Genomic DNA, 23,322 nt, shown 5'->3' on the forward strand with positions numbered 1-23,322 from the left:
CCACGATTTACGTATTTTCCATTACTATAAATTGTAGTGATGAATGGTACCTATTTTATTTCTTTTACCCTGCCAACGATCCCACTCTCTAGCATAACCTTTATCCCATGAGGATGCTCTGTTGAATTCGTAAGAATCCTCTTAACTACACCTTCTGTGAGCTTACCACTACGTTGATCTTGCTTTTGTACGATCATTACAGTAGCTCCGATTTGGATACTGCTTCTCTTAGTTGCGTCCATAGTTCTATCCTATTCCTTTCCCATGAAGTAGCTATAAGCCCCCCATTCGGATTCCATTTCATTGTAAACGATGGATTCGGTCATGTCCAACAACAGCTCCCAAAATAGCGAGCCCCTATGCTATAATCAATAAGGGTGATAATAATGCAAATATTAAAAAATGATTGGCATGATTTGCTAAATGATGAATTTAAGCAAAACTACTACTTAAAACTTAGAGAATCTTTGATTAGTGAATACAAAACAAAAACAATCTATCCTACTAAATATGACATTTTTAACGCCTTGCATTATACTCCCTACAAGGATGTTAAAGTGGTTATCTTAGGTCAAGACCCCTATCATGGTCCTAACCAAGCCCATGGTTTAAGTTTTTCAGTAAAACCAGGTGTACAGGCTCCCCCTTCACTAATGAATATCTTCAAGGAACTGAATAGTGATTTGGGTTGTTATGTCCCTAATAATGGTTACTTAAAAAAATGGGCCGATCAAGGGGTTCTGCTTCTTAACACTTCCTTAACCGTTCGTTCAGGTCAAGCTGACTCTCACAAAAACCTCGGCTGGGAATACTTTACCAATAAAGTTATCGCTTTATTAAATCAAAGAGAAGACCCTATCGTGTTTATACTTTGGGGAAAAAATGCGCATGGTAAACTGAATATAATAACAAATCCCAAACACTGTATAATAAAATCCGTTCACCCAAGTCCCCTTTCTGCCCATAGAGGATTCTTTGGGAGCAGACCCTTTTCTAAAACGAATCAATTTCTTCTCACAATAGATAAGAAACCCATCGACTGGCAGATCGAAAATATAAGATAAAAATACGTTCTTTAAAGGGGCACCCGCTTATCCCAAGCCGGTGCCCCTTTTTCAATTGAACGATCTAGTCTATACTTTTTTCTTTTTGGATTTACTTTCTGCTTCCTTAATATTTTCAGCGACTCTGAATCTGACAATCTCGCTTATAAGTTCATAAGGCATCGGCTTTTCAAAGGGGAATTGCACTGCTCCTTTTGAACTTTTGTACTCGGATAACTTATGCTGGAAGACCTCAATTCCGCTGGCGCCAGGATAAAATCCAATATGCTTTGTATGCGCTGCAAAATGCACCAGATTTCCATGCAGCGCGAACGTTGGCATTTGCCAGCTGATCTTTTCCTCTGCATCTGGCGCTGATTCTCTTATTACTTTCCTTAGTGATTGAAGTTTTTCCTGAACTTCAGGAGAAAACAGCAAAATATATTCATCCACTGTTTTAAAGACGTTTTTATTTTCTTCCATGATGAGATCTCCTTTCAAATCCGCAGGATATAAACGACTCACTTCGCAAAAATTCGCTTTTGTCTTACACCTAGATTGTTGATTACTAGTCAAAGGCAAATCCCAAATACCCTTGTTCTGCAGGTGTTTTCTCCAGATTCATTTCTTTTTGCGATCTGTACATGCCAAACGCGCGGATCTCACCACCTAAAGCTACACCAAGGTATGCTGGTGTCCGGATAAGATACTCCTTGGCTGGCAGGCATTGAGCAATTTGTCTAACCCCCTGAGTGATAAATTCCTCGGGGAGCAAAATTTCCTTAATCAAAAGCTTATCGGGGTTGATTCTTTCGATCGCTGCACAACCTTGAATTCCTTGAACATCGATAGCATAAATATCTGCTCCGGATAATTGCGACAGCTTCTTCTGGTAGGCAATCTCTTCCTCTGCGTAGGCGATGTATAGCCTTCCTTCGAGCTGCTTATTCCGCCTACGGTTATATTCTTCAGATGTGATAGGGGTAGATTTCGTGGGTGGCATGGGCGGCATGATGTAATGGCTTGAGTTAACACTATCTAAACTTTCTATCCTATCATGGGTAAGTATCGCCTCGCGGATATAAAATCCCTCACGATAGCCTTGTCTACGATAGAAGTCAAAAAGCTGTTTTTCGGCTGGGACAAGAATGGAGAATTCTTTATGGTTTGCTGCTAATAATTCATTGCAAGAATTCATCAATTGCGTGGCGAGACCTCTGTTTTGGTACTCGGGGTGTGTCGCTATAGCATAGAGCATCACAGTATCAAAGCTTCGATTATTCGTCTCCACCATTTTGACAGGTATCATAGTAAGCATGGCTGCAATTTCACCCTCTTCAAGCAGCAAGAGTGTCGCATCCTCTTTATACCTATTGGCATAGTAAAAGTCTATAAAACTATCCTCGTCTCCAAAGCATCGTTTCCATATCTCTTTTTGACGAACAATCTCGTTTTTTTGGGCTAATCTGACTTCGCTCATCTTACGTTGTACCCCCATTCCCTAATACCAAAAATCCAGCCCAGCCCTTTACACAGTAAAATACTTAGCCTGATATTTCTCCTCCATTTTGTCTGGATGGTAGGATAACTTGGCCTTCCTCAACCCTTCAAAGCCCATGTCCTCCTCGCGGTTAACATACGTAAGTTGAGGGTAATTATCCTTGATTAAGGCCGCAAATTCACGATTGATCATCTGATAGGCACCCTGTATCTCCCCAAAGGCCTTTTCGATATGTATGACAAAGGTGTCTGAATTGAGTCTCTCACCCATTGTATAAGCTATAACACTACCTTCTAAACGGATGAGTCCCCCCAACAGACCAAGCTCTTTGAAATGATCAAAGCATAGGCTAACAGCACAGTATTCTGAGGCAAGATGTTCATCATCCTTGCAGCCGTTAATCTTACACCATTTTCGATTCATCTCCCAGCACTCGGCTATATTCTCTGGTGATATCTGCTCAAAGCTCCAGTTATTATTATTTGCCTTAAAACGGTTGATGTGATTACGTTTGGCTTGAAGCTTTCGGCCCGCCAGAGTGACGAGTTTGTCCAGTAGATAAACATAATCGAACCCATCGCGAATTTCTTGATACTCAAAGTGCTCAGGAAACACAGTATTGAGCACTTCCATGTTCTCAGGGGATACTCCAGATAACTGAAATTCGTGTTGACAATCCTCGGCATCTTGTATCATGGCGTCGATAACTGGTTTAAGATCCCCCTGACCTGCAGGGAAAAAATAATAGGGGAGATCATTGTTGATCTTTCCTTTGACGACAAGGTAATCATTAACCTGTGCCACGCGATAGTTATAGGCTTGTGACCAGGCAAATATATTGGTAAAGTTCTGATGGCAGCCACCAAAATCAGCAGCAGCAAGGAGTGGTTCCATCCACATTTTGTCGTTTAGTTCTACGCTTTTAAAGTTAATCATTTTATATTTTCCCTCGCGTTCATCATTTCGGCAAATTCTTCATTTCTATCTTTAACCTTTTCAGTACTAAGAATTATCGTTGGATCCACAATGCTACGGCCATGAGAATATTCCAAGTTCCATGCGCTAGAATCGAAGGCCATAGGCTAGAAGTCTTTTGATATAACCAGGTTAGTGCGACTCCGCCGATAAAAAGCGGAATAAATCTTACGATATCAAAATGCAAAATTGCAAACAGACCCGCTGTAAAAAGAATCCCCTTTCCTCGTCCATAAACCATCCTAAACGGCGGATAAAAAATCCCTCTGAAAATAACTTCTTCTTTTACAGGAGCTAATATTCCACCAAGGATGAGGAGTAAAAAAAACTGCCAGTTATATTCTGCTCCCATGACGACCAGTGTAAAACTTTGTGGAGCAGGTGTACCCAGCCAATGGGCTAAAAAGTTTCCAAGCAAGCCAACAGCTACAAAGAGCATTATCCCCATTACAACTCCGAGAATGACATAACGTCCCCGTGGTTTTACAAAACCCAGCTCACTTAAAGGCCGTCGGATAATTCTAAAAAAGCCTATAATGACTACCAGGTAAAGAATAACTTCACCTAGCCCTACAGCAAGAAATCGGAAAAAGCCCTGAAATTGTTCCAAATCTTGAGGAGTACTTAGCCACCCTAACGAAAATTCGATAAGATAAATTAATAGCAGAAGAAAAAGCCCCTGCCATACGTTCCAAACCGGTCGACGCGGAGGAATCCTATTTTGGCCTTCGGCTTTTTTATCATCTCTTAAAAGATGTTCTCTATCTGTCTCCTTCATACTTCGCTTCCTTCACATAACTCAACTTACATTTACCTCTAATTTTATACGAAAGATGCAAGACTTGTCCACAAGGGAAAAGGAGGCGATGGAAGCTGGGGGTGCATTAATCACAAAAGAGACATCCTAAAAGTTCTTTACTCTTAGGAAGCCCCTCTTAAAACACTCTATTCTCTCGAATACTATAGTTTTTTGATAGCCGCAATAATTGATTCTGCAAATTCCTTGGTTCCAGCTTGTCCACCGAGGTCCTTCGTCAACAAGTTCTGATCAGCCAAGACCTGATTGACTGCTTGCTGTATCTTGGAAGCTTCCTCAACAAATCCAAGATACTTAAGCATTTCAACTCCTGAAAGAATCATAGCGAGCGGATTCGCTTCATTCTTCCCTGCAATCAGTGGTGCACTCCCATGAACCGCTTCAAATACTGCTCCGTCCTCCCCGATATTGGCTCCGGGGGCAACTCCTAAACCACCCACAAGCCCCGCGCACAAATCGGATACAATATCTCCGTACAGATTAGGGAGAACTAGTACATCGAAGTTCTCAGGAGCTTGAACTAAATTCATACAGAGCGCATCAACAATTCGGTCTTCACACTCAATCTCCGGATAATCCTTAGCCACATGCCGGACACTTTCTAAGAAAAGCCCGTCACTCAGCTTCATGATATTCGCCTTATGCACGATAGTAACTTTCTTTCTCCCTTGGCTTTTCGCTAACTCGAAGGCATAGCGACCAATCCGTTCTGAGGCCACACGAGTAATAATCTTAATGCTCTCTGCGGCATCTCGCCCTACCCAGTGCTCCACTCCTGAATAGATATCTTCCGTATTTTCCCGGACAATAACCAAATCTACCCCTTCATAGCGGGAGAAAACATTCTCCAGATTCCGGATAGGCCGGACATTAGCATATAATCCTAAGGTCTGACGCAGCGCGACATTGACACTTCTGAATCCCTTGCCAACAGGGGTGGTGATGGGCCCCTTCAGGGCAACTTTATTGCGTTTAACAATCTCTATCACATGATCTGGAAGCGGAGAGCCATACTTTTCGATACAGGCCTCTCCGGCTTCGACAACTTCCCATTCAAGAGGAACTCCAGTTGAATCAATGACTTTTTGCGCCGCTGAACTAACTTCCGGTCCGATTCCATCTCCTGGTATGAGTGTAACAGTTACTTTAGCCATGAATGTTCCCCTTCCTTAGGCTTTAGAGCGAGCTTCATCTCGAAGCATTTCTTCGTAGATATACATAAGTTCCTTATCAAAAAGGGAACGTTTCATATCAACAGCAAAGGACCGAACTCTCTTCAAAAGTTCCTCTGCTTCTTCGTTAGAAATCTCTTTCCCATACTCCTTTAGGAATTTTGCTTTAATTGATGCGGTCCCGGAGTGTTTACCAATCACAATCTGGCGTTCAGAACCTACATCCTCCGGCTTAAAGACCTCATAAGTCAGTGGATTCTTCAACATTCCGTCTGCATGGATTCCAGATTCATGAGCAAACATATTGCTTCCGACGATGGCCTTCCAAGCGGGAACATTCCGTCCTGAGGCTCTAGCTACGAATTCTGAAACTTCAACAAACCTCTCTGTAGCAAAGTTAAGATCAGTATCTAAGAGGTGCTTAAGAGCCATGACAACTTCTTCAAGCGCTGCATTGCCTGCCCGTTCACCCAAGCCATTGACGGTTACTCCGACATGGGTGGCACCCGCTTTTACGCCCGCTAAGGCATTGGCTGTCGCCATACCGAAGTCATTGTGTGTATGCATTTCTACGTCGATTCCTATATTCTCCACTAGCTTGGCAATTCGATCGTAGGTTGTAAACGGGTCAAGAATTCCAACCGTGTCACAATAGCGAATACGGTCAGCGCCCGCATTTTTGGCCTGAAGTGCAAATTCAATGAGAAAATCCATATCTGAACGAGATGCATCCTCTGCATTCACAGAAATATACACGCCGTTTTTCTTTGCAAATTCTGTGGCCTTAACCATCCGCTCAATTACTTCTTCCCGAGTCGTCATTAATTTATGCTCTATATGAATATCTGAAGTTGAGATGGATATAGCTACTGCGTCACAACCACAAGCTAAGGACGTCTCGATGTCCGCGATGACCGCGCGGTTCCAGCCCATGATACTCGCTTTCAAACCCATTTTTACTATATCGCGAATCGCCCGCTGTTCATCTCCACCCATGACAGGGATTCCCGCTTCAATCTGATGTACACCTAGATCATCGAGCAAACGAGCGATCATTAGCTTCTCCTGATTTGAGAACACCACACCCGCGGTCTGTTCTCCATCCCTTAATGTCGTGTCTACGATTGTTAGATGTTTTTTCACCACGATCACTCAGCTCCTTTGATTATTTGAGAATTTTTCTACATAACGATATACTATCACAATCTTACTTTTGTTTGAACTATTCTATCATACAAATACTGTATACATCGAAGAAGAACGCGTCAAGACCGTTCGCTACACTACAAATGAAAAACAAGCTTCCTTTTCTAGATGCTGGTATCGAAAAGGAAGCTTGCTAAAGATTAGAGCTTAGAAAGTTGCTCTTTCAGTAGAGTGTTTACAACCCCTGGATTCGCTTGGCCTTTTGTCGCCTTCATAAGCTGACCGACGAGGAATCCGATAGCCCGTTCTTTTCCAGCCTTATAGTCTTCGACAGACTGAGGATTTGCTGCAAGCACTTCATCCACAAGCTTAAGCAATGCACCCTCATCGCTAATTTGGGCCAGACCCTTTTCCTTAACAATCTTAGCGGGGTCTTTCCCCGATTCGAACATCTCTTCGAGGATATTCTTGCCAATCTTTCCACTGATCGTTCCCTTATCGATGAGTTCAAGAAGTTCAGCAAGCTGTGCTGGAGCAACTGGTGAATCCTCCACTTTAACTTGCTTAGCATTGATAAGGCGTGTGAAATCCCCCATGACCCAATTCGCTAAGGTCTTTACATCGGAAAAGCACTTGAGTGCTGCATCGAAGAAATCGGACATTTCCTTCGAGGATGTAATTACTTCCGCATCATAGGCCGTTAAGCCAAGGGATTTTAGTCGTTCACGGCGTGCTGCAGGCAATTCTGGAAGGGTCTCACGAATTCTCTCAACCCATTCCCGCTCAATGACCAAAGGAACCAAATCCGGCTCTGGGAAATAGCGATAATCATGAGCTTCTTCTTTTGAACGAAGAGACAGGGTAATCCCTTTACCTTCATCCCACGTCCGAGTTTCCTGGATCACGGCCTCTCCCTCATCGAGGAGTTGGGCTTGCCGCTCGATTTCATACTCCATGCACCGGCGAACGGAACTGAAAGAATTGAGATTCTTCGTCTCGGTTCGTGTGCCAAATTCCTCTTGCCCTTTCGGCCGCAAGGAGAGATTCACATCGAATCGAACGGAACCTTGCTCCATCCGACAATCCGAGACTTCGGTGTACTGAATGACACTCACGAGTTCTTCGAGAAAAGCTAGAGTCTCAGGAATAGAGCGCATATCAGGTTCAGAAACAATTTCTAGTAGAGGAACTCCGGTCCGATTATAGTCTACAAAGGATTGGTGTGAGGTGGAGATGGTCTCCCCACTATGCACGAGTTTTCCCGCATCATCTTCCATGTGGGCACGAGTGATTCCGATGCGTTTCTTTTCTCCCTCAGCCTCGATTTCGAGCCAGCCCTGCTTACAAATGGGGAGATCATACTGGGAGGTCTGATAGTTCTTCGGTGCATCCGGATAAAAATAGTTTTTCCGATCGAACTTTGAGAAATCCGCGATTTCACAATTCAGAGCAAGTCCTGCCTTAATCGCTAGGTTAACCACTTCACGATTGAGTACGGGCAAGACGCCTGGAAGTCCCAGACAGACGGGACAAACATGTGTATTTTGCTCGCCACCAAATTCCGTCGAGCACCCACAAAAGATTTTTGTCCGAGTGGCTAGCTCAACATGCACTTCGACTCCACACACCATTTCATAACGATCCAATGCACTCATTACCGTGCCCCCCCTTTCAGCAGACTTGGTTTCACGGTATGGAACGTGGTATTCTGCTCAAACGTATAGGCGACTCGATAGAGCGTCCCCTCATCGAAGGGTTTGCCCATGAGCTGTAGTCCTACTGGTAAGCCATCTACAAAGCCCGCTGGAATCGATAAGGCTGGAATTCCAGCAAGGTTAATTGGAACGGTACAAACATCGGATAAGTACATGGTTAAAGGGTCTCCGGATTTTTCCCCTAAACGAAAGGCGGGAGTCGGTGCCGTAGGTGAGAGAAGCACATCAAACTTCTCAAAAGCCCGGTCAAAATCCTGCTTAATCAAGGTCCTAACCTTCTGAGCCTTCACATAATAAGCATCATAATATCCTGCGCTTAAAGCATAGGTCCCAAGCATGATACGCCGCTTGACCTCTGAACCAAACCCCTCTGCTCGAGTTTTACTGAACAAACCTAAGACATCCTCGACTCCTTCGGCCCGATGTCCATACCTTACCCCATCATAACGAGCCAGATTCGAACTTGCTTCAGCCGGGGCAATCAGATAGTACGCAGGCATGGCGTATTCAGTATTCGGCAAGGAGCACTCCTCGACGATAGCTCCAAGACTCTCTAACGTACGAATTCCTTCCCGAATCACCTTTTCTACATTCGGGTCCATCCCCTGCCCGAAATATTCTTTAGGCACGCCAATCCGCAAGCCTTGGATATCATTGACAAGGAACTTCGTATAATCAGGCTTATGATAAGGGACTGATGTAGAATCCTTTGAGTCATGCCCTGCTATCGCATTCAGTACAAGTGCATTATCCTGAACTGTTTTCGTAATCGGCCCAATCTGATCTAGAGATGAAGCATAGGCGATAAGCCCATAGCGAGAAACCACTCCATAGGTCGGTTTTAATCCGACAACTCCGCAAAAAGCAGCAGGCTGACGGATCGATCCACCGGTATCTGATCCCAATGTATAAACAGCTTGATCCGCTGCAACTGAGGCCACTGAACCACCAGAGGAGCCCCCAGGGACCCGTTCTAAATCCCAAGGATTATGAGTCGGGAAGAAACGAGAGTTTTCTGTGGAAGATCCCATAGCGAACTCATCCATATTGAGCTTACCCAAAAGTATCGCTCCTGCATCGTGAAGCCGCTCAGTCACGGTAGCATTATAGGGAGGTATAAAATTCTCGAGGATTTTGGAAGAACAGGTTGTCCGAATTCCTTCCGTGCAAAGATTGTCCTTTAAGGCCATCGGAATTCCTTCCAAAGCCCCTAGCTCTTCGCCTCGAGCAAGCTTGTCATCGACTTTCTTGGCTTGGGACAAAGCTACTTCCTCAGTAACACTTACAAACGCTTTTATATCCGAATCCACGGCTTGGATTCGTGTTAAGAACGCCTGGGTCAGCTCTGTTGCGCTAATCTCTTTATTTACTAAGAGCGCATGCAGCTCTCCAGCCGTTCGGGCAGTCATCTCCATGCTGTTTTTTCTCCTTTCATTCCTAAATAATCCTTGGCACCTTAAAGAAACCATCCTCCGCTTCCGGAGCATTCGCTAGGACCTTGTCTCTGTCGAGAGAAGGTCTTATTTCATCTTCACGCAAGACATTTTGTAAGGGAACGGCATGTGCAGTAGGAACGATATCTTCGGTATTAATACCTTCAAGCATCGCTGCATATTCAAGGATTGAATTTAACTGTTCTGTATTCGTTGCGATTTCCTCATCAGCAAGTTCCAGGCGAGCGAGTTTGGCGACATGTTCGACTTGCTCTCGTGAAATTTTCACCAATATCACCATCCTTAGCAAAAAATAATAGTTATACTATAACAGATGAAAACCCTCGGAGCAATTACTACTTACTCCTTGCCACTTATCTCCACTTAAAAGCATCAGTCTTAGTGGCGGTTATTCATCGGACAAAAGTTCGGCAAACTCAGCTTCAGTTAATACTGGTACCCCAAGCTCTTTGGCTTTTGTTAGCTTCGAACCCGCCTTTTCTCCAGCGACGACAAAGGCGGTTTTTTTGCTGACACTGCTTGCTGCTTTTCCCCCATGCTCCTCGATTAGATTCTCAACATATTGACGATCCCATCGTTCCAGGGTTCCCGTCACTACAATACTTTTCCCCGCGAAAATTTGCGAGCGTAAGGAGGTCTGAGCGTTCATATCCACTCCAGCCTGCCGTAATTTCCTTAAAAAGTCTCGGGTACTTTCCTGGCTGAAAAACTGAACGATACTCTGCGCCATGGCGGGTCCAATGTCTGAAATTCCCTGCAACTCTTCAAGCTGAGACTGCTCTAAATTGTCCATTGTACCAAATCTCTGTGCAAGAATCTTGCCCGCTTTCTCCCCGACGTGCCGAATTCCCAACCCAAAAATTAAAGAGGCCAGCCCCCGCTTTTTACTTTCCTCGATCGCCTTCAGTAAATTCTCGGCGGACTTCTTCCCCATCCGCTCTAATTGAAGGAGCGCCTCATACTGTAACGAATATAAATCTGCTGCATCACGAATCAAGCCTACCTCAAGAAGCTGTTGAATCACGGCTGGTCCGAGACCATCAATATTCATCGCATCTCGAGAAACAAAATGGATGATGGCCTCCCTTTGCTGCGCAGGACAGGAGATACTTGTACAACGATGGGCTGCCTCTCCCTCCTCACGACTCACAGGGCTTTGACATTCCGGACAGAAGGCCGGCATCTCAAAAATCCGTTCATCCCCTGTTCGCCTCTCTGGCAAGGACTTGACGACTTCCGGAATGACATCCCCTGCCTTTTGGATGAGAACATGATCCCCGATTCGAATATCCTTATCCCGAATATTATCCGAGTTATGTAACGTTGCACGACTCACCGTCGACCCTGCAACAAATACGGGCTTCAAGTCTGCCGTCGGAGTCAGCACTCCGGTTCTCCCGACCCGTATAACAATATCTTCTACTATGGTTTCCACCTGTTCCGCAGGAAACTTATAAGCAATTGCCCAGCGAGGACTCTTTGCTGTAAAGCCAAGTTCCCGCTGTTGAGCAATATCATTGACCTTAATCACCAGTCCATCGATGTCATACGGAAAGCTATGCCGTTTTTCTGCCATTTCCGTGCAATAGGCGATGACCTCTTCGATCTGTGAAAATACTTTATACTCAGGATTTACCGAAAACCCTTGCCCCTTGAGATAATCGAGTACCCTCGTTTGTGAGGACAGATCCACCCCTTCAGGGGTTAGCACCTGATACGCAAAATATCCTAATCGACGCTGAGCCGTAACTCGGGAATCGAGTTGCCGCAAAGATCCCGCCGCTGCATTGCGTGGATTTGCAAACATGGGCTGCCCGCTTTCTTCTCTATCTTGGTTCAAACGCAGAAAAGACTCCTTCGGCATATATCCTTCGCCGCGAACATCAAGTCGAGAAACCTCTTGGCGAACCCGTAAGGGAATCGAAGAAATTGTTTTAACATTGGCCGTAATTTCCTCTCCTACTTCCCCATCTCCACGGGTTGCGCCACGGACGAGCATTCCATCTTCATAGGTTAATGCCACGGTCAACCCATCAATTTTAAGCTCCACCACATACTCTACCTGAGTCACGGTCGAACGGACCCTACGATCAAATTCTGTTAAGTCCCCAGCATTGAACGCATTATCCAAGCTCAAAAGAGCCTCGGCATGCCGTACTTTCGGAAACTCCTTAGCGATATAGCCACCGACCCGCTGAGAAGGAGAATCTGGAGTGAGCCACTCCGGATGTTCTTTTTCGAGTCGAATTAATTCCTGCAAAAGGGCATCATATTCTGCATCGGTCAAGGTCGGTTGGTCTAAGCCGTAATATTGGTAGTTTGCTTCCTCTATTTGACGTTTTAATTCTTCTAGGCGCTTGGATTCTTCAGACATGAAATCACTTCCCCCTTATAAAGCAATTAAAACATTAGCGCTGTGGGTTATTACCCTCACAGCGCTAACCTTACTATTCTAACCCATATAGTAAACTCAATACAGGTGGGGTTTTACGCCACCCCAACTGAATTCATCGGAGAAAGTATTTTGATAACGGTGGAACCACTTGTTTTTTCCTCGATAATACTCCAGGTAAAAAGACGCTTCCATTCTCTAACGGCTTATTAAAGGCCTTGGCGATCTCTTCTGACTTATTTCCTGCGACGAATAGCTCTGTGTTCTCTTCGAGAAGATCCGTTAGCATAAGCAAGAGATAGCTCATCCCTCGCTCGCTTCGGATGGCTTCAAGTCTTTGTGTTAATTCGACACGTATTCTCTCAAGTCCTTCTAATCCCATGACACTGAATTGGCCAATTCCTACTTTAATATCACCCACTGTGAATTCTTTAAGGTCTTCCTCAATCAGCTCATCGACCTTACGACCTTCCAGGTTGGAAGCGGCCTTAAACATTCGAATCCCAAATTCCTTAGCATTGACATCGGCAATTTCTGCGAGATAAGCGGCAATTTCTTTATCGGTCTCTGTACACGTCGGAGATTTAAAAATAACCGTATCCGATAAAATAGCACCAAGCATGATTCCAGCTATTTCTTGATCCGGGATGATTCCAAAATCACGATAACATTTGGCAACAATCGTACAGGTTGACCCAACTGGTTCATTACGGAAAAGAATCGGTTCCCCCGTTTGAATCCCACCCACTCGGTGATGATCAATAACTTCTAATACTTGGGCTTGATCTGCTCCATTCACGGCTTGTCCAAATTCGTTATGGTCAACGAGAATGACTTTTTTACGACTTAAGCTTAATAAGTGATAACGGCTGATGAGTCCGGACACCTTTCCCTGATCATCCAGCACAGGATAGTTACGGAAACGTGTCTCTAACATCTTCTGTCTCACTTCAGAAATGAGATCATCTTCATAGAAAGAAATGACGCCTTCCGTTTTCATGACACTTTGAACCGGCGCACTCATCGGTAAAAGGCGTGCTGCAGTAAAGGTATCACAAGGTACGGATACTACTACAGTATTCTTAGCACGAGCGAGGGCCTCTAATTCAGGAGATAGAGTCGCTCCACCCGTAAGGATTAAAGCGGAAACTCCTAGGCGAAGAGCACTTTCTTGAGCGGTAATACGGTCCCCTATCAAAACGATATTTCCATATTCAACATAGGTCTCAAGGGTCTCATGCCGCATCGCACCGACATAAACATTCCCCTTCAGTTCCTCCTCTTCACTTCCCACAAGCAGCTTTCCATTTAACGTCTGCACAACGTTCTCTACAGGAACATGAAGGGACCCGAAGTCAAGATCTGCCATACTTTCAATGTAGGAAGCGGACAGATCCCCTACGGTGATCATGCCAATCATCCGCTCCGCACGATCTACTACGGGTAGGGTTTTCTGGTTGTTTTCTTTCATCGTCTTCCAGGCTTCTTGAAGCGAGGTTTTCGGTTTAACTGTGGGAACAGGCCCATTAAGCATATCTTTCACTCTGAGATGTAGATCTTCAAGGAATTCAGGAGCTTCAACTCCAAAAGCATTCAGCACAAACTCTGTCTCACGATTGACTTTTCCTGCTCGACAGGCAATCACATTTTTCATACCCAAGCGTTGCTTCAATCGAGCAAACGAAATCGCTGCACAGATCGAGTCAGTATCTGGGTTTTTGTGTCCAACAACATAAATCTTTTCTGCCACTCTTAAACTGTCCTTTCTAATATAAGGGTAAGTATGCTTTCTTTAGATTTTTGTGAGTTTAGCATATTCCGCAATGAGCTTTTTTATCTGTCCTTCAAAGACCACAGAAATCTCAGCCTGATTTCCTTCTCCTTTGACAGAAACAATCAGTCCTTTGCCGAACTTGGCATGCTCTACCTTTTCCCCGACATGATACTCAGTCCCTGTAGATTCCTTCAGGGGATTACCTACATTTTTTGAGTCCCAGGTACCCCAGGTTGAGCGTCCTCCAGAAACCCTAACTTCCCCGCTTCCCGACTGGGGGCGTGATTTTTGCCGACTTGGCGGTGGATCGATTGGATCACGATCCTGAAGCAAATGCTGGGGAATTTCTTCAAAAAACTCTGAAGGGCGGTTATATTGTGTCCTTCCATAGAGCATACGTTGACCCGCATAGGTCAAATACAGCTTTTCCCGTGCACGAGTAATTGCGACATAACAAAGACGACGCTCTTCTGCGAGGAGGGTAGGATCAATCATCGAACGGCTACTTGGAAAAATCCCTTCTTCCATCCCTCCGAGGAAGACGACAGGGAATTCAAGCCCCTTAGCACTATGAATCGTCATCATGACAGCAGCCTCTTCTCCTTGATCCAAGGAGTCAATCTGCGCCACCAAGGAGACCTGCTCGAGGAAACCTGCAAGGCCAGGAACGACAGTTTCCTCCCCCTCGGGTCCTTCCTCCGGAGCATTGGCTTGGTCTTCTGCTTTGGCATCATACTCAGCCGTGACAGAGAGGAACTCGCGAACGTTTTCTGCCCGTGCCTCTGCCTCTGGAGTTTTCTCCGCGATAAGGATATCCCAGTATCCAGTTTTCTTAAGAATCTCTTCAACGAGCTTGGTCACGGAGCTCTCTTCATGGGCTAATCCCTTAAGCTCTTGCATAAGTTGGGCAAAAGCAAATAAGGGTTTCTTCGCCCGAGTGGTTAAGTCGGGTATATAGTCTGCTTCCATAATGGCATCAAGAACAGGCATTCCTTGTTCATCCGCATAATCAAGGATCTTTTCCAGTGTACTGTCTCCTAGGCCCCTTTTCGGGACATTAAGGATTCGGGAGAAACTCACCTGGTCTGAAGGGTTATGAAGAACGCGCAGATAGGCGATAATGTCCTTGATTTCCATTCGCTCATAGAACTTAAGCCCGGAGAACACACGGTAGGGAATTCCTTCCTTCATAAACCGTTCTTCAATCACCCGAGACTGGGCATTCGTTCGATAGAGAATCGCGAAGTCATTAAAGCGGCGTCCTTCCACACTACGGAGCCTTTGAATTCGTTCGGCGACATAGCGTGCCTCATCATGCTCATTGTCCGCAACATAGTAAATGAGTGGATTCCCTTCCTGGTTCTCTGTCCAGAGAGATTTCTCTTTTCGTTCTGTATTATTCTGGACGACGGAATTAGCCGCCTCCAGAATGCGCTGAGTTGAGCGGTAATTCTGCTCAAGCTTCAAGACCACAGCTTCAGGATAATCTCGTTCAAAATCCAGGATGTTTTGAACGTCTGCTCCCCGAAACATATAAATCGACTGGTCATCGTCTCCTACGACACAGAGATTCCGATATCTCTTCGCTAAGAGATTAACTAAAGCATACTGTGCATGGTTTGTATCTTGATACTCATCCACGAGGATGTAGCGAAACTTTTCTTGGTAATGAGCCAGAACCTCTGGGTTCTCCCGGAAGAGCCGAACCGTAAGCATGATGATATCATCAAAATCCAAGGCGTTGTTGGCTTTGAGCTTTTTCTGGTAAAGTGTGTACACCTTCTCTACCTTTTTCTCAAAGTAATCCGTGGCTCGTTGTGAGAATTCCTCTGGGCTTAGAAGCTTATTTTTCGCATCACTAATCGCCCCACCAATCGCTCTCGGAGGAAATTTCTTATCATCGAGATCCAATTCTTTCATACACGATTTGATGACGGCTTGTTGATCCCCGCTATCATATATGACGAAACTCCGGTTATACCCCGGTAGATGCTCGATTTCACTCCTTAAAATCCGGACACAGGCCGAGTGAAACGTAGCGACCCAAAGTCCCCTACCTTCACTTCCGACCAAAGCCGCAACCCGCTCCCGCATTTCCTGAGCGGCTTTATTAGTAAAGGTAATCGCTAGGATATTCCAAGGCTCAATTCCTTGAGCGACTAAATGGGCAATTCTATAAGTTAATACCCGTGTTTTCCCTGAACCAGCACCCGCTAAAATCAATAACGGGCCGTCCCGGTGCTCTACAGCCTGACGCTGGACCGGGTTTAGATCCTCTAATCGATACATTTCCCACTCCACCTCACTTTTCAACACTATATTATAGCATATTGAAATAAGCTAACGTTAGATTTTTTGAAAAAGCGTTCTTTACTTTGATCTTACTTTAAAAATCAAAAAGTGTATGGAAATGAGAACAGGACAATTTTGTATATCCATATATTGTTATATGACTCCAATATTCTCCATCAGTCCGCGTACTATCCAGCAACAAATAATTCATGACGCACAACATCAGGTACTGGAACGTTAGAAAAGATAAAATTTTCGATTCCAAATTTATAAGTAGGAGGGTCCAAGTAATGGCAACAAAAAATAGTATGACCCCATCAGGGGGTATTTTCCAATCTCATCAAGGTGTTCCACATGGGTTTGGAAATCCTGATGGAAGATCCCAGCTAGGCAGTTTAATAGGGTTGGGACCAACACAATATATGGGACGGGAACGTCTTGAGCAGTTCGGAGCAGATATTATGCTTCATGTACCTGGCGCACGAACACCGGTACGCCAAGAAACAAGACCGTTAACGGAGTTTTTAAGTGAAATAGGGTTTCGTAGGGCGGCACAGAGACCAGTGGGAACACCGCCTTTGCAACCTTTTATCCCAGGGAGAACACAATTGCCACAACCTCCTCAAGCAGCGCAACCACCCCATCAGCCTATGCATCCGCAATGATCGTTTAAATTCAAAGAGCACCCTCGGTTTTAGGATAAGAAAACACACGAGTATTCCCATACGAATTCTCGTGTGTTTTCTAGCTTAATATATGGGTATGCGGAGTATGGCATACTCCTTGATTTTCGTTTTCATGTTCGCTTGCTGAAAGGATAAGGATAGGTATTTTTACCATTTATTAACAAAACGAATGACAGCTAATCCATCACTATTTTTAATCTAATTTTTTTTGCATGTAAAGATAGCGTAAATATTTGTATTAAACCTATAAAGATGATATAAAAAAACGTTTAAATTAAGCAAAACTTGAGAAAATATCAATGTGCGTTAGAGCCAAAGCGAAAATCGAATTTCACTCTGCTTTTTCAAATATTATACCCCTTTTTTGACCTTATATAAGAATCGACGAATTACCATTTACCGAGTAAAATTCGTTTCATTCTTCCTACTTACAAATCGGATGTGAAAGGATAAAGAAATGGAAAAGGCATTAAATTTATGCAAAGAACGACCATTAACCATAGCTGGTATGCTTGTAACTATCGGGGTTGTTTATGGTGATATTGGGACATCCCCCTTATATGTTATGAAGGCATTAGTTGAAGGGAACGGGGGATTAGAATCAATTTCCAAAGAATTTATATACGGCTCCCTTTCCCTTATCTTCTGGACTCTTACATTACTAACCACGATTAAGTACGTCCTGATTGCACTTAAGGCAGATAATCATGGGGAAGGTGGCATCCTCGCACTGTATTCATTGATTCGAAAGAGGGGTGCCTGGCTGGTTTATCCTGCTATGATTGGGGGAGCAACACTTTTAGCGGACGGCATTTTAACTCCAGCAGTTACCGTCACTACTGCTGTGGAAGGATTAAAAGGGATTCCAGCCTATGTGAATAGCTTTGGATCGAGCCAATCCACTGTTATTTTAATTACAATCTTTATTCTCTGTTTTCTGTTCCTGATCCAACGAACGGGGACTGAGATCATTGGCCGATTATTTGGACCCGTCATGTTTTTATGGTTTGTCATGTTAGGGGTCCTCGGTGTCGTCCATGTTTTTGGAAACCTCGATATATTAAAATCATTATCTCCACACTATGGAATCAAACTGTTATTTAGTGAACAAAATAAGGCCGGTTTTGCAATCTTGGGTAGTGTATTTTTAGCTACTACCGGGGCAGAAGCATTGTATTCGGATTTAGGACATGTAGGACGAAAAAATATCTACGGTACCTGGCCTTTTGTAAAAATCTGCTTACTGCTCAACTATTTCGGCCAAGGGGCTTGGCTATTGCAGGTCAAAGAAACTCATGCGCTACAAAATATGATTAGTTTTAATCCATTTTTTGAACTGATGCCTAATAATTTTCGTATCTTTGGTGTTGTTTTTGCGACCTTAGCAGCAATAATTGCATCTCAAGCCTTGATTACGGGGTCCTTTACACTTGTTTCAGAAGCCATTAAATTAAATCTATTGCCGAGGTTAAAAATCTATTATCCGGCTCTGTCAAAAGGTCAGATGTACATTCCCTCGGTCAATATCCTCTTAATGTTTTCTTGTATCGGAGTGGTCCTATTCTTTCGAACCTCTGCGCACATGGAATCGGCATATGGGTTAGCGATTACCATTACGATGCTGATGACGACAATCTTGTTGTTCAAATACCTTGTTATGCGAAAGGTTTCAAGGGTACTCTCACTTATCATGGTTATTAGTTTCGGAACCTTGGAAACTGCTTTCTTCATCGCGAGTGCTTCGAAATTTTTCCACGGTGGATTTGTCACTGTGATTATTGCTTCTTTCATTTTGATCCATATGATTTTATGGTTCAAAGCGAGTATTCTTGAACAAGCCGTAACAAAAGAGGTTACACTTGAAGATCATATTTTTAGGCTTGGAAAGCTTAGAAAAGATGAACACTTTCCCCTCTATGCTACGAATTTAGTGTATCTAACCAGCAAATCAAAACCAGGACAAGTCAATGAAGAGATTATGTATTCAATTTTAGATAAGCGACCTAAAAAGGCTGAGGTTTATTGGTTTATCAATGTCCAGGTAACCGATGAACCAAGGACAATGGAATATACAGTAGAGAATTTTGGAACGGATTATGTTTTTAAAATTCAATTGCGCTTAGGATTTAGGGTCGAACAAAAAGTAAGCACGTATTTAAGACAAATTGTAACCGATCTTATGGAGTCACACGAAATAAAAGAACAATACCAATTGTATTCAACAAATGATGTCAATCGTAACATTGGGGATTTCTGTTTCGTTTTAGTCCGTGAAGAGTTGCCTCATGATACCGACCTTCCTTTATTCAAACGATTAATCATGCTATTTAGGCTCCATCTAAAGAAAATTACAGTTTCTCCTGTGAGATGGTTTGGACTCGAACACACTGATGTTAAAATTGAACACGTTCCATTACGTTTAGGAACCACTAGACAAATCAGACTTAAGAGAGAAACCATATAAGAACAAAATTCAATTCTAGAACCCTTCCCTTGATTGAGACAAAGAAGGTTCAAGATGCTCAAACGAATGTTCAGCGTAGAAAGGCCAATACACCATAATGGGTTAGCGGACCCCTTACGGTGTATTGGCCTGTGAATTGATGTGTGAATTGCTAGTATGCATCTCGGATGTGAACCCTTAGGTCTTAGGACTAAGGGTCCTATTTGATTTTAAAATGGTTTACTTATCGCTGCATTCAGATCTCTCAATAACTTGTCTACATTGATTCCGCGAGCTTGAGCAGCCTGCTCAAGATTTTTGTAATTCGAAACACCTCAGCCAAAACAACTAATCCCGTATGCTTGGAATACCTTTGCGGTCTCGGGAAATTTGTGAACTATGACACGAATTCTCATATCTCCGTTGATGAGCATAGGGACACCTCTCTTCTTTTTGTTGCAAGTATCTTTAAAAGCACCTGTTCGATTTCTTTATAATTTATGGTTTCTTTAATGCTTTTGTTAACCTATCCTAACGCAGTTACAATTTTTTCAAAGGTTGGAAATAGCGAAATCTCTTAACCTTTATTTTGTGTTGATTCATCAAAGAGATATTTCTTCATTAAAATTCCTGCAAGAAATCCACCAAAACCCGAATTAAGGCCAATCACATAATTCCCCAAGGGACTTTGTATTAGATGATAATTTTTTGCAAGAACTCCGAAAATCGTAAAAACAAAGGCTTTTGCGACCATACCTACAATGAAGCCCTTAACGGGAAGATAATCAGTTCCGATAATCTTAGTAAGTTGATACAGCATAAATATTGCTAATCCACCTACTGAAGGAAGGGCGTATAGGCCTAATATCCAACTTCCTTCAGGAATAAACATCATGCTGCATGCCTCGCCATTAGTAACTGTTATCCACCCTAAATGTTTAAAGAAGAGAGATATAATTTCAAGAGGAATTACTATAATTATCCCTATCAATATCGCTTCTAGAGATTTATCATGCTTCAAAGTTCTTCCTCCTTAGTACGGCTTTATAATTGCTTGGGCATTGTTTCATTCCTTGAGGGTAGAGCATTAATTATATTCTTTGACTAATTGCCAGATCTTATCAATGGTTTAAATTACCATATAATCCATATTAGTCTATTGTAGCCCCCTCCCAATGATCCTCATAATTGACAATTAAGGAAATGATGGGAGTATCGCAAACTACTTTTAAGTAGTTTGCGATACTCCTTTTTTACAGCCTCTTCTTAGTGGATTTGTGACATTGACTCTCGTAGTGTCTGAACTGATTTTTGGAACAATTCATCTTCTATTGCATCCATCCTTAACTCCAAACGACGGACAACTCCATTTCTTCCGAGAATACTCGGCACACTCAATGCAACACCCAAATCATGATACTGATCCTCGATCAAGCTCGATACCGTTAGAACCTTCTGCTCATCACGCAGAATCGCTTGCATAATCTGAGCGCAACTTAATCCGATACCGTAATAGGTCGCTCCCTTGCGGCTAATAATCTCATAGGCGGCTCGTCGCACATCGGTTGTCACTTGCTCTCTCCAGTCCTTTTCAAAGACTCCCGGGAAATTCTCACGATAAGAGTCAAGCGAACTTCCAGCGATACTTGCTGAGCTAAAAAGTAGGACTTCGGAGTCTCCATGTTCACCGACGACATAAGCATGGATATTGCTCGCATTAATCCCACAGCGCTGACTTAATGAATACCTAAATCTCGCTGTATCAAGGACAGTCCCTGAGCCAATGATATGCTCAGGAGGTAAATTCGTAACCTTCCGGGCAAATGCTGTGAGCACATCAACGGGGTTACTCACAACAATCAAAATAGCATTCTTTTCATATTTAACGATTTCTTCGAGAATAGATTGCATGATCTTAGCATTCTTTTGTACGAGGTCTAGGCGCGTTTCCCCGGGCTTCTGATTTGCTCCAGCTGTGATCACTATGATCTCAGCGCCTTCGCACTCCTCAAACCCTCCAGCACGGATTTCGACTGGCCGAATAAACGGAAGTCCATGACTTAAATCCATGGCTTCCCCTTGTGCTTTTTCCCGATCGATATCAATAAGAACCAGCTCATTACACAAGCCACGAATTAAGGTCGCATAAGCGATGCTCGCTCCCACAAAACCGCTACCAATAATAACTACTTTACTTGAATGAATACTCAAAGCGAATCCCTCCTTGAGAACTAGGTTTCCAAGGAGAGCGCTAAATTATCAGCATTTCGACTAATATTAAAATTGGCAAGGAATAGTAACTATTCCTTGCCATCTATATGAATTAAGGAGGTCTAATTTAAGGAGTAAAAATTGAATTATTTGGCTACTTTAGTTCTTTCTAAATCTGCAAAGAGAACATCAGCGAAAGTTCCGATTGTATTCCCCTCAGATTTATTAAGACCGTTATAAGTCTTGTCACCTATGAATTTATCAGAATAGTATCTTGCATAGGCCACGTCAGCAGCGATAGGCGCCTTGTTGTCTTTGATCGTAGAATTTTTGATGGTAACTTCGTTTTTAGAAACGAGTACTGCACCTGTTTTCTGTGGAGACTCACCATCAAAGATATAAACTCCACCGCCAGCAATCGTAGCCTCATTTCCAGTAATCGTACTACCTTCGATGAGCAAATTGCTAGGGCCTCTCATAGCGATTGCACCACCGGAACCTGTCGCGATGTTAGCCTTGTTGCCTTTTAAAGTACTCTTGTAGACATTAATGTCTCCATCATATCCCATGAGCGCCGCTCCTGCCCCATTGGCAATACTATTTCCAGTAAAGGTGGAATTTTTAACATTTAATACTGCTCTACCTACTTCTGGTTTCAGCCCTTCTGAATTAACGTAAACCGCAGCGCCACCATTGAAGGCAAGTTTTTCAGATTTTGCAGTACCATTGTTAATTGCACTGTCTTCAAGATTTAATGTAGCAGCACCTGCAACAAAGACGGAGCCACCGATTTTAGCAGTATACGCTGCCCCATCAATTGTAGCATTTTTAAGAGTAGCCACTATGGCGTCATTGTTTCCATATTCCTCTAGTTTACCAGCAAACATGAAGGTCGGGTAACCCTCGCCTTTAATTGTTTTTCCATTACCGTCGATTGTTACATTATCTGTTACAATGACAGTCGAACCTGTAACAACGTCAGCTTTGTCACTACCATCAGCATTTTTAGGGTTTGTCTTTTCACCGCCAGCGGTTAAATCGCTCATCAACTTAATCGTATCGCCTTTAACAGCAGATCCATCAACATAGACAAATTTTCCTGTTTTTGTATCAGGATTAACAATGTAAGCGTTATAGCCAAGAGCTTTTTTCAGCTCATCATAGGATTTGACTTCAATGATACCATTGACTGCTTTTGGTTTTTCAATAGCTTTGGCTGCAGTCTTAAAGTATTCATCAGCTGGATTTCTGGCTAGATCAACTTTTAATAAAGGGCTACTCTCTCCAGCAGATTGCTTAACAGCATCAGCAACAGCATACTTGATTGCTTGACTCGTCAGTGTTGCTCCTGTAATAACATCGATATCCAAGGATTGTTTCTCTACAATTTTAGAAGGAATTTCTTTGATAGCAGGATCACTAATACCGGCTGTTTCCTTGTGTTCTTTAACTGTTACAGAATCAATCTTTTTGTCACTAAAAACAACCTCAACCTTTACAGGACCATTCTTACCATTTGCGGCAGCGGTATAGGAACCCGCTTTAAAAGTAAGATCAGGACCCGCCTCTTTAGTTGTACTCGCATCTTTAGAACTACTGCACGCGGTGAGCAATAACATGGTAATAGGTAACACTACCATGATTCGCTTCATCTTTTTCATTGCTATAAGTCCTCCCCTTTAATGTTAGTCATTGCCTCAG

19 protein-coding genes are annotated in these 23,322 nt (G+C 43.4%); 3 read left to right on the forward strand and 16 right to left on the reverse strand.

The genetic code is table 11. The features are described from left to right. Positions 1-50: 50 nt before the first annotated feature. Positions 51-242 (reverse strand): YwbE family protein, encoded by a 192-nt coding sequence (locus tag ACZ42W_RS16920; RefSeq protein WP_464166437.1) that lies wholly within the window; start codon positions 240-242, stop codon positions 51-53. A gap of 141 nt (positions 243-383) precedes the next feature. Here ACZ42W_RS16920 and ACZ42W_RS16925 point away from each other — a divergent pair, with 141 nt between their 5' ends. Then, positions 384-1,064, forward strand: coding sequence for a uracil-DNA glycosylase (locus ACZ42W_RS16925; protein ID WP_464171058.1), 681 nt, complete (start codon positions 384-386; stop codon positions 1,062-1,064). A 69-nt stretch (positions 1,065-1,133) separates the two neighbouring features. Here ACZ42W_RS16925 and ACZ42W_RS16930 read toward each other — a convergent pair whose 3' ends face one another. The 12 genes from ACZ42W_RS16930 to pcrA all read right to left on the reverse strand — a co-directional run bounded on the left by ACZ42W_RS16930 (position 1,134) and on the right by pcrA (position 16,278). Next, positions 1,134-1,526, reverse strand: coding sequence for an iron chaperone (locus ACZ42W_RS16930; protein ID WP_464166438.1), 393 nt, complete (start codon positions 1,524-1,526; stop codon positions 1,134-1,136). Between the two features lie 85 nt (positions 1,527-1,611). Next, positions 1,612-2,523 (reverse strand): GNAT family N-acetyltransferase, encoded by a 912-nt coding sequence (locus ACZ42W_RS16935; protein WP_464166439.1) that lies wholly within the window; start codon positions 2,521-2,523, stop codon positions 1,612-1,614. Between the two features lie 48 nt (positions 2,524-2,571). Continuing rightward, complete coding sequence (locus tag ACZ42W_RS16940) at positions 2,572-3,480, reverse strand: DUF2156 domain-containing protein (protein WP_464166440.1); 909 nt, start codon at positions 3,478-3,480, stop codon at positions 2,572-2,574. A gap of 73 nt (positions 3,481-3,553) precedes the next feature. Next, positions 3,554-4,297, reverse strand: a complete 744-nt coding sequence (locus ACZ42W_RS16945; RefSeq protein WP_464166441.1) for a lysostaphin resistance A-like protein — start codon at positions 4,295-4,297, stop codon at positions 3,554-3,556. Positions 4,298-4,479: 182 nt separating this feature from the next. Next, positions 4,480-5,490 (reverse strand): isocitrate/isopropylmalate dehydrogenase family protein, encoded by a 1,011-nt coding sequence (locus tag ACZ42W_RS16950; RefSeq protein WP_464166442.1) that lies wholly within the window; start codon positions 5,488-5,490, stop codon positions 4,480-4,482. A 15-nt stretch (positions 5,491-5,505) separates the two neighbouring features. Next, positions 5,506-6,654: a homocitrate synthase gene (nifV, locus tag ACZ42W_RS16955; protein ID WP_464166443.1), complete on the reverse strand. Its 1,149-nt coding sequence runs from the start codon at positions 6,652-6,654 to the stop codon at positions 5,506-5,508. Between the two features lie 200 nt (positions 6,655-6,854). Then, a complete protein-coding gene (gene gatB / locus ACZ42W_RS16960) occupies positions 6,855-8,309 on the reverse strand; it encodes an Asp-tRNA(Asn)/Glu-tRNA(Gln) amidotransferase subunit GatB (RefSeq protein WP_464166444.1) in 1,455 nt (484 codons plus the stop codon). Further along, positions 8,309-9,784 (reverse strand): Asp-tRNA(Asn)/Glu-tRNA(Gln) amidotransferase subunit GatA, encoded by a 1,476-nt coding sequence (gene gatA, locus ACZ42W_RS16965; protein WP_464166445.1) that lies wholly within the window; start codon positions 9,782-9,784, stop codon positions 8,309-8,311. Before gatA ends, gatB begins: the two co-directional genes overlap by 1 nt. A 22-nt stretch (positions 9,785-9,806) precedes the next feature. Next, on the reverse strand, positions 9,807-10,091 hold the full coding sequence (gatC, locus tag ACZ42W_RS16970) for an Asp-tRNA(Asn)/Glu-tRNA(Gln) amidotransferase subunit GatC (RefSeq protein WP_464166446.1): 285 nt from the start codon (positions 10,089-10,091) through the stop codon (positions 9,807-9,809). A 120-nt stretch (positions 10,092-10,211) separates the two neighbouring features. Further along, on the reverse strand, positions 10,212-12,197 hold the full coding sequence (gene ligA, locus ACZ42W_RS16975) for an NAD-dependent DNA ligase LigA (RefSeq protein ID WP_464166447.1): 1,986 nt from the start codon (positions 12,195-12,197) through the stop codon (positions 10,212-10,214). A gap of 133 nt (positions 12,198-12,330) precedes the next feature. Continuing rightward, positions 12,331-13,965, reverse strand: a complete 1,635-nt coding sequence (locus tag ACZ42W_RS16980) for a putative manganese-dependent inorganic diphosphatase (protein WP_464166448.1) — start codon at positions 13,963-13,965, stop codon at positions 12,331-12,333. A 42-nt stretch (positions 13,966-14,007) separates the two neighbouring features. Further along, positions 14,008-16,278 (reverse strand): DNA helicase PcrA, encoded by a 2,271-nt coding sequence (gene pcrA, locus ACZ42W_RS16985; RefSeq protein ID WP_464166449.1) that lies wholly within the window; start codon positions 16,276-16,278, stop codon positions 14,008-14,010. A gap of 293 nt (positions 16,279-16,571) precedes the next feature. On the opposite strand from pcrA, the gene ACZ42W_RS16990 reads away from it, so the two are divergent. Both ACZ42W_RS16990 and ACZ42W_RS16995 read left to right on the forward strand, forming a co-directional pair. Continuing rightward, positions 16,572-16,946 carry a hypothetical protein gene (locus ACZ42W_RS16990; RefSeq protein WP_464166450.1) on the forward strand — a complete coding sequence of 125 codons (375 nt, stop codon included), beginning with the start codon at positions 16,572-16,574 and terminating at the stop codon, positions 16,944-16,946. Between the two features lie 478 nt (positions 16,947-17,424). Further along, complete coding sequence (locus tag ACZ42W_RS16995; protein ID WP_464166451.1) at positions 17,425-19,431, forward strand: KUP/HAK/KT family potassium transporter; 2,007 nt, start codon at positions 17,425-17,427, stop codon at positions 19,429-19,431. Positions 19,432-19,987: 556 nt separating this feature from the next. On the opposite strand, the gene ACZ42W_RS17000 is transcribed toward ACZ42W_RS16995, so the two are convergent. The 3 genes from ACZ42W_RS17000 to ACZ42W_RS17010 all read right to left on the reverse strand — a co-directional run bounded on the left by ACZ42W_RS17000 (position 19,988) and on the right by ACZ42W_RS17010 (position 23,282). Beyond that, positions 19,988-20,431, reverse strand: a complete 444-nt coding sequence (locus ACZ42W_RS17000) for a hypothetical protein (RefSeq protein WP_464166452.1) — start codon at positions 20,429-20,431, stop codon at positions 19,988-19,990. A 245-nt stretch (positions 20,432-20,676) separates the two neighbouring features. After that, positions 20,677-21,621 carry an L-lactate dehydrogenase gene (locus tag ACZ42W_RS17005; RefSeq protein ID WP_464166453.1) on the reverse strand — a complete coding sequence of 315 codons (945 nt, stop codon included), beginning with the start codon at positions 21,619-21,621 and terminating at the stop codon, positions 20,677-20,679. A gap of 146 nt (positions 21,622-21,767) precedes the next feature. Then, the gene (locus ACZ42W_RS17010) at positions 21,768-23,282 is read right to left on the reverse strand and encodes an FMN-binding protein (RefSeq protein ID WP_464166454.1); all 1,515 of its coding nucleotides are present in this window, start codon (positions 23,280-23,282) and stop codon (positions 21,768-21,770) included. Positions 23,283-23,322 lie beyond the last annotated feature (40 nt).

The sequence above is a fragment of the Desulfitobacterium elongatum genome (assembly GCF_055378975.1).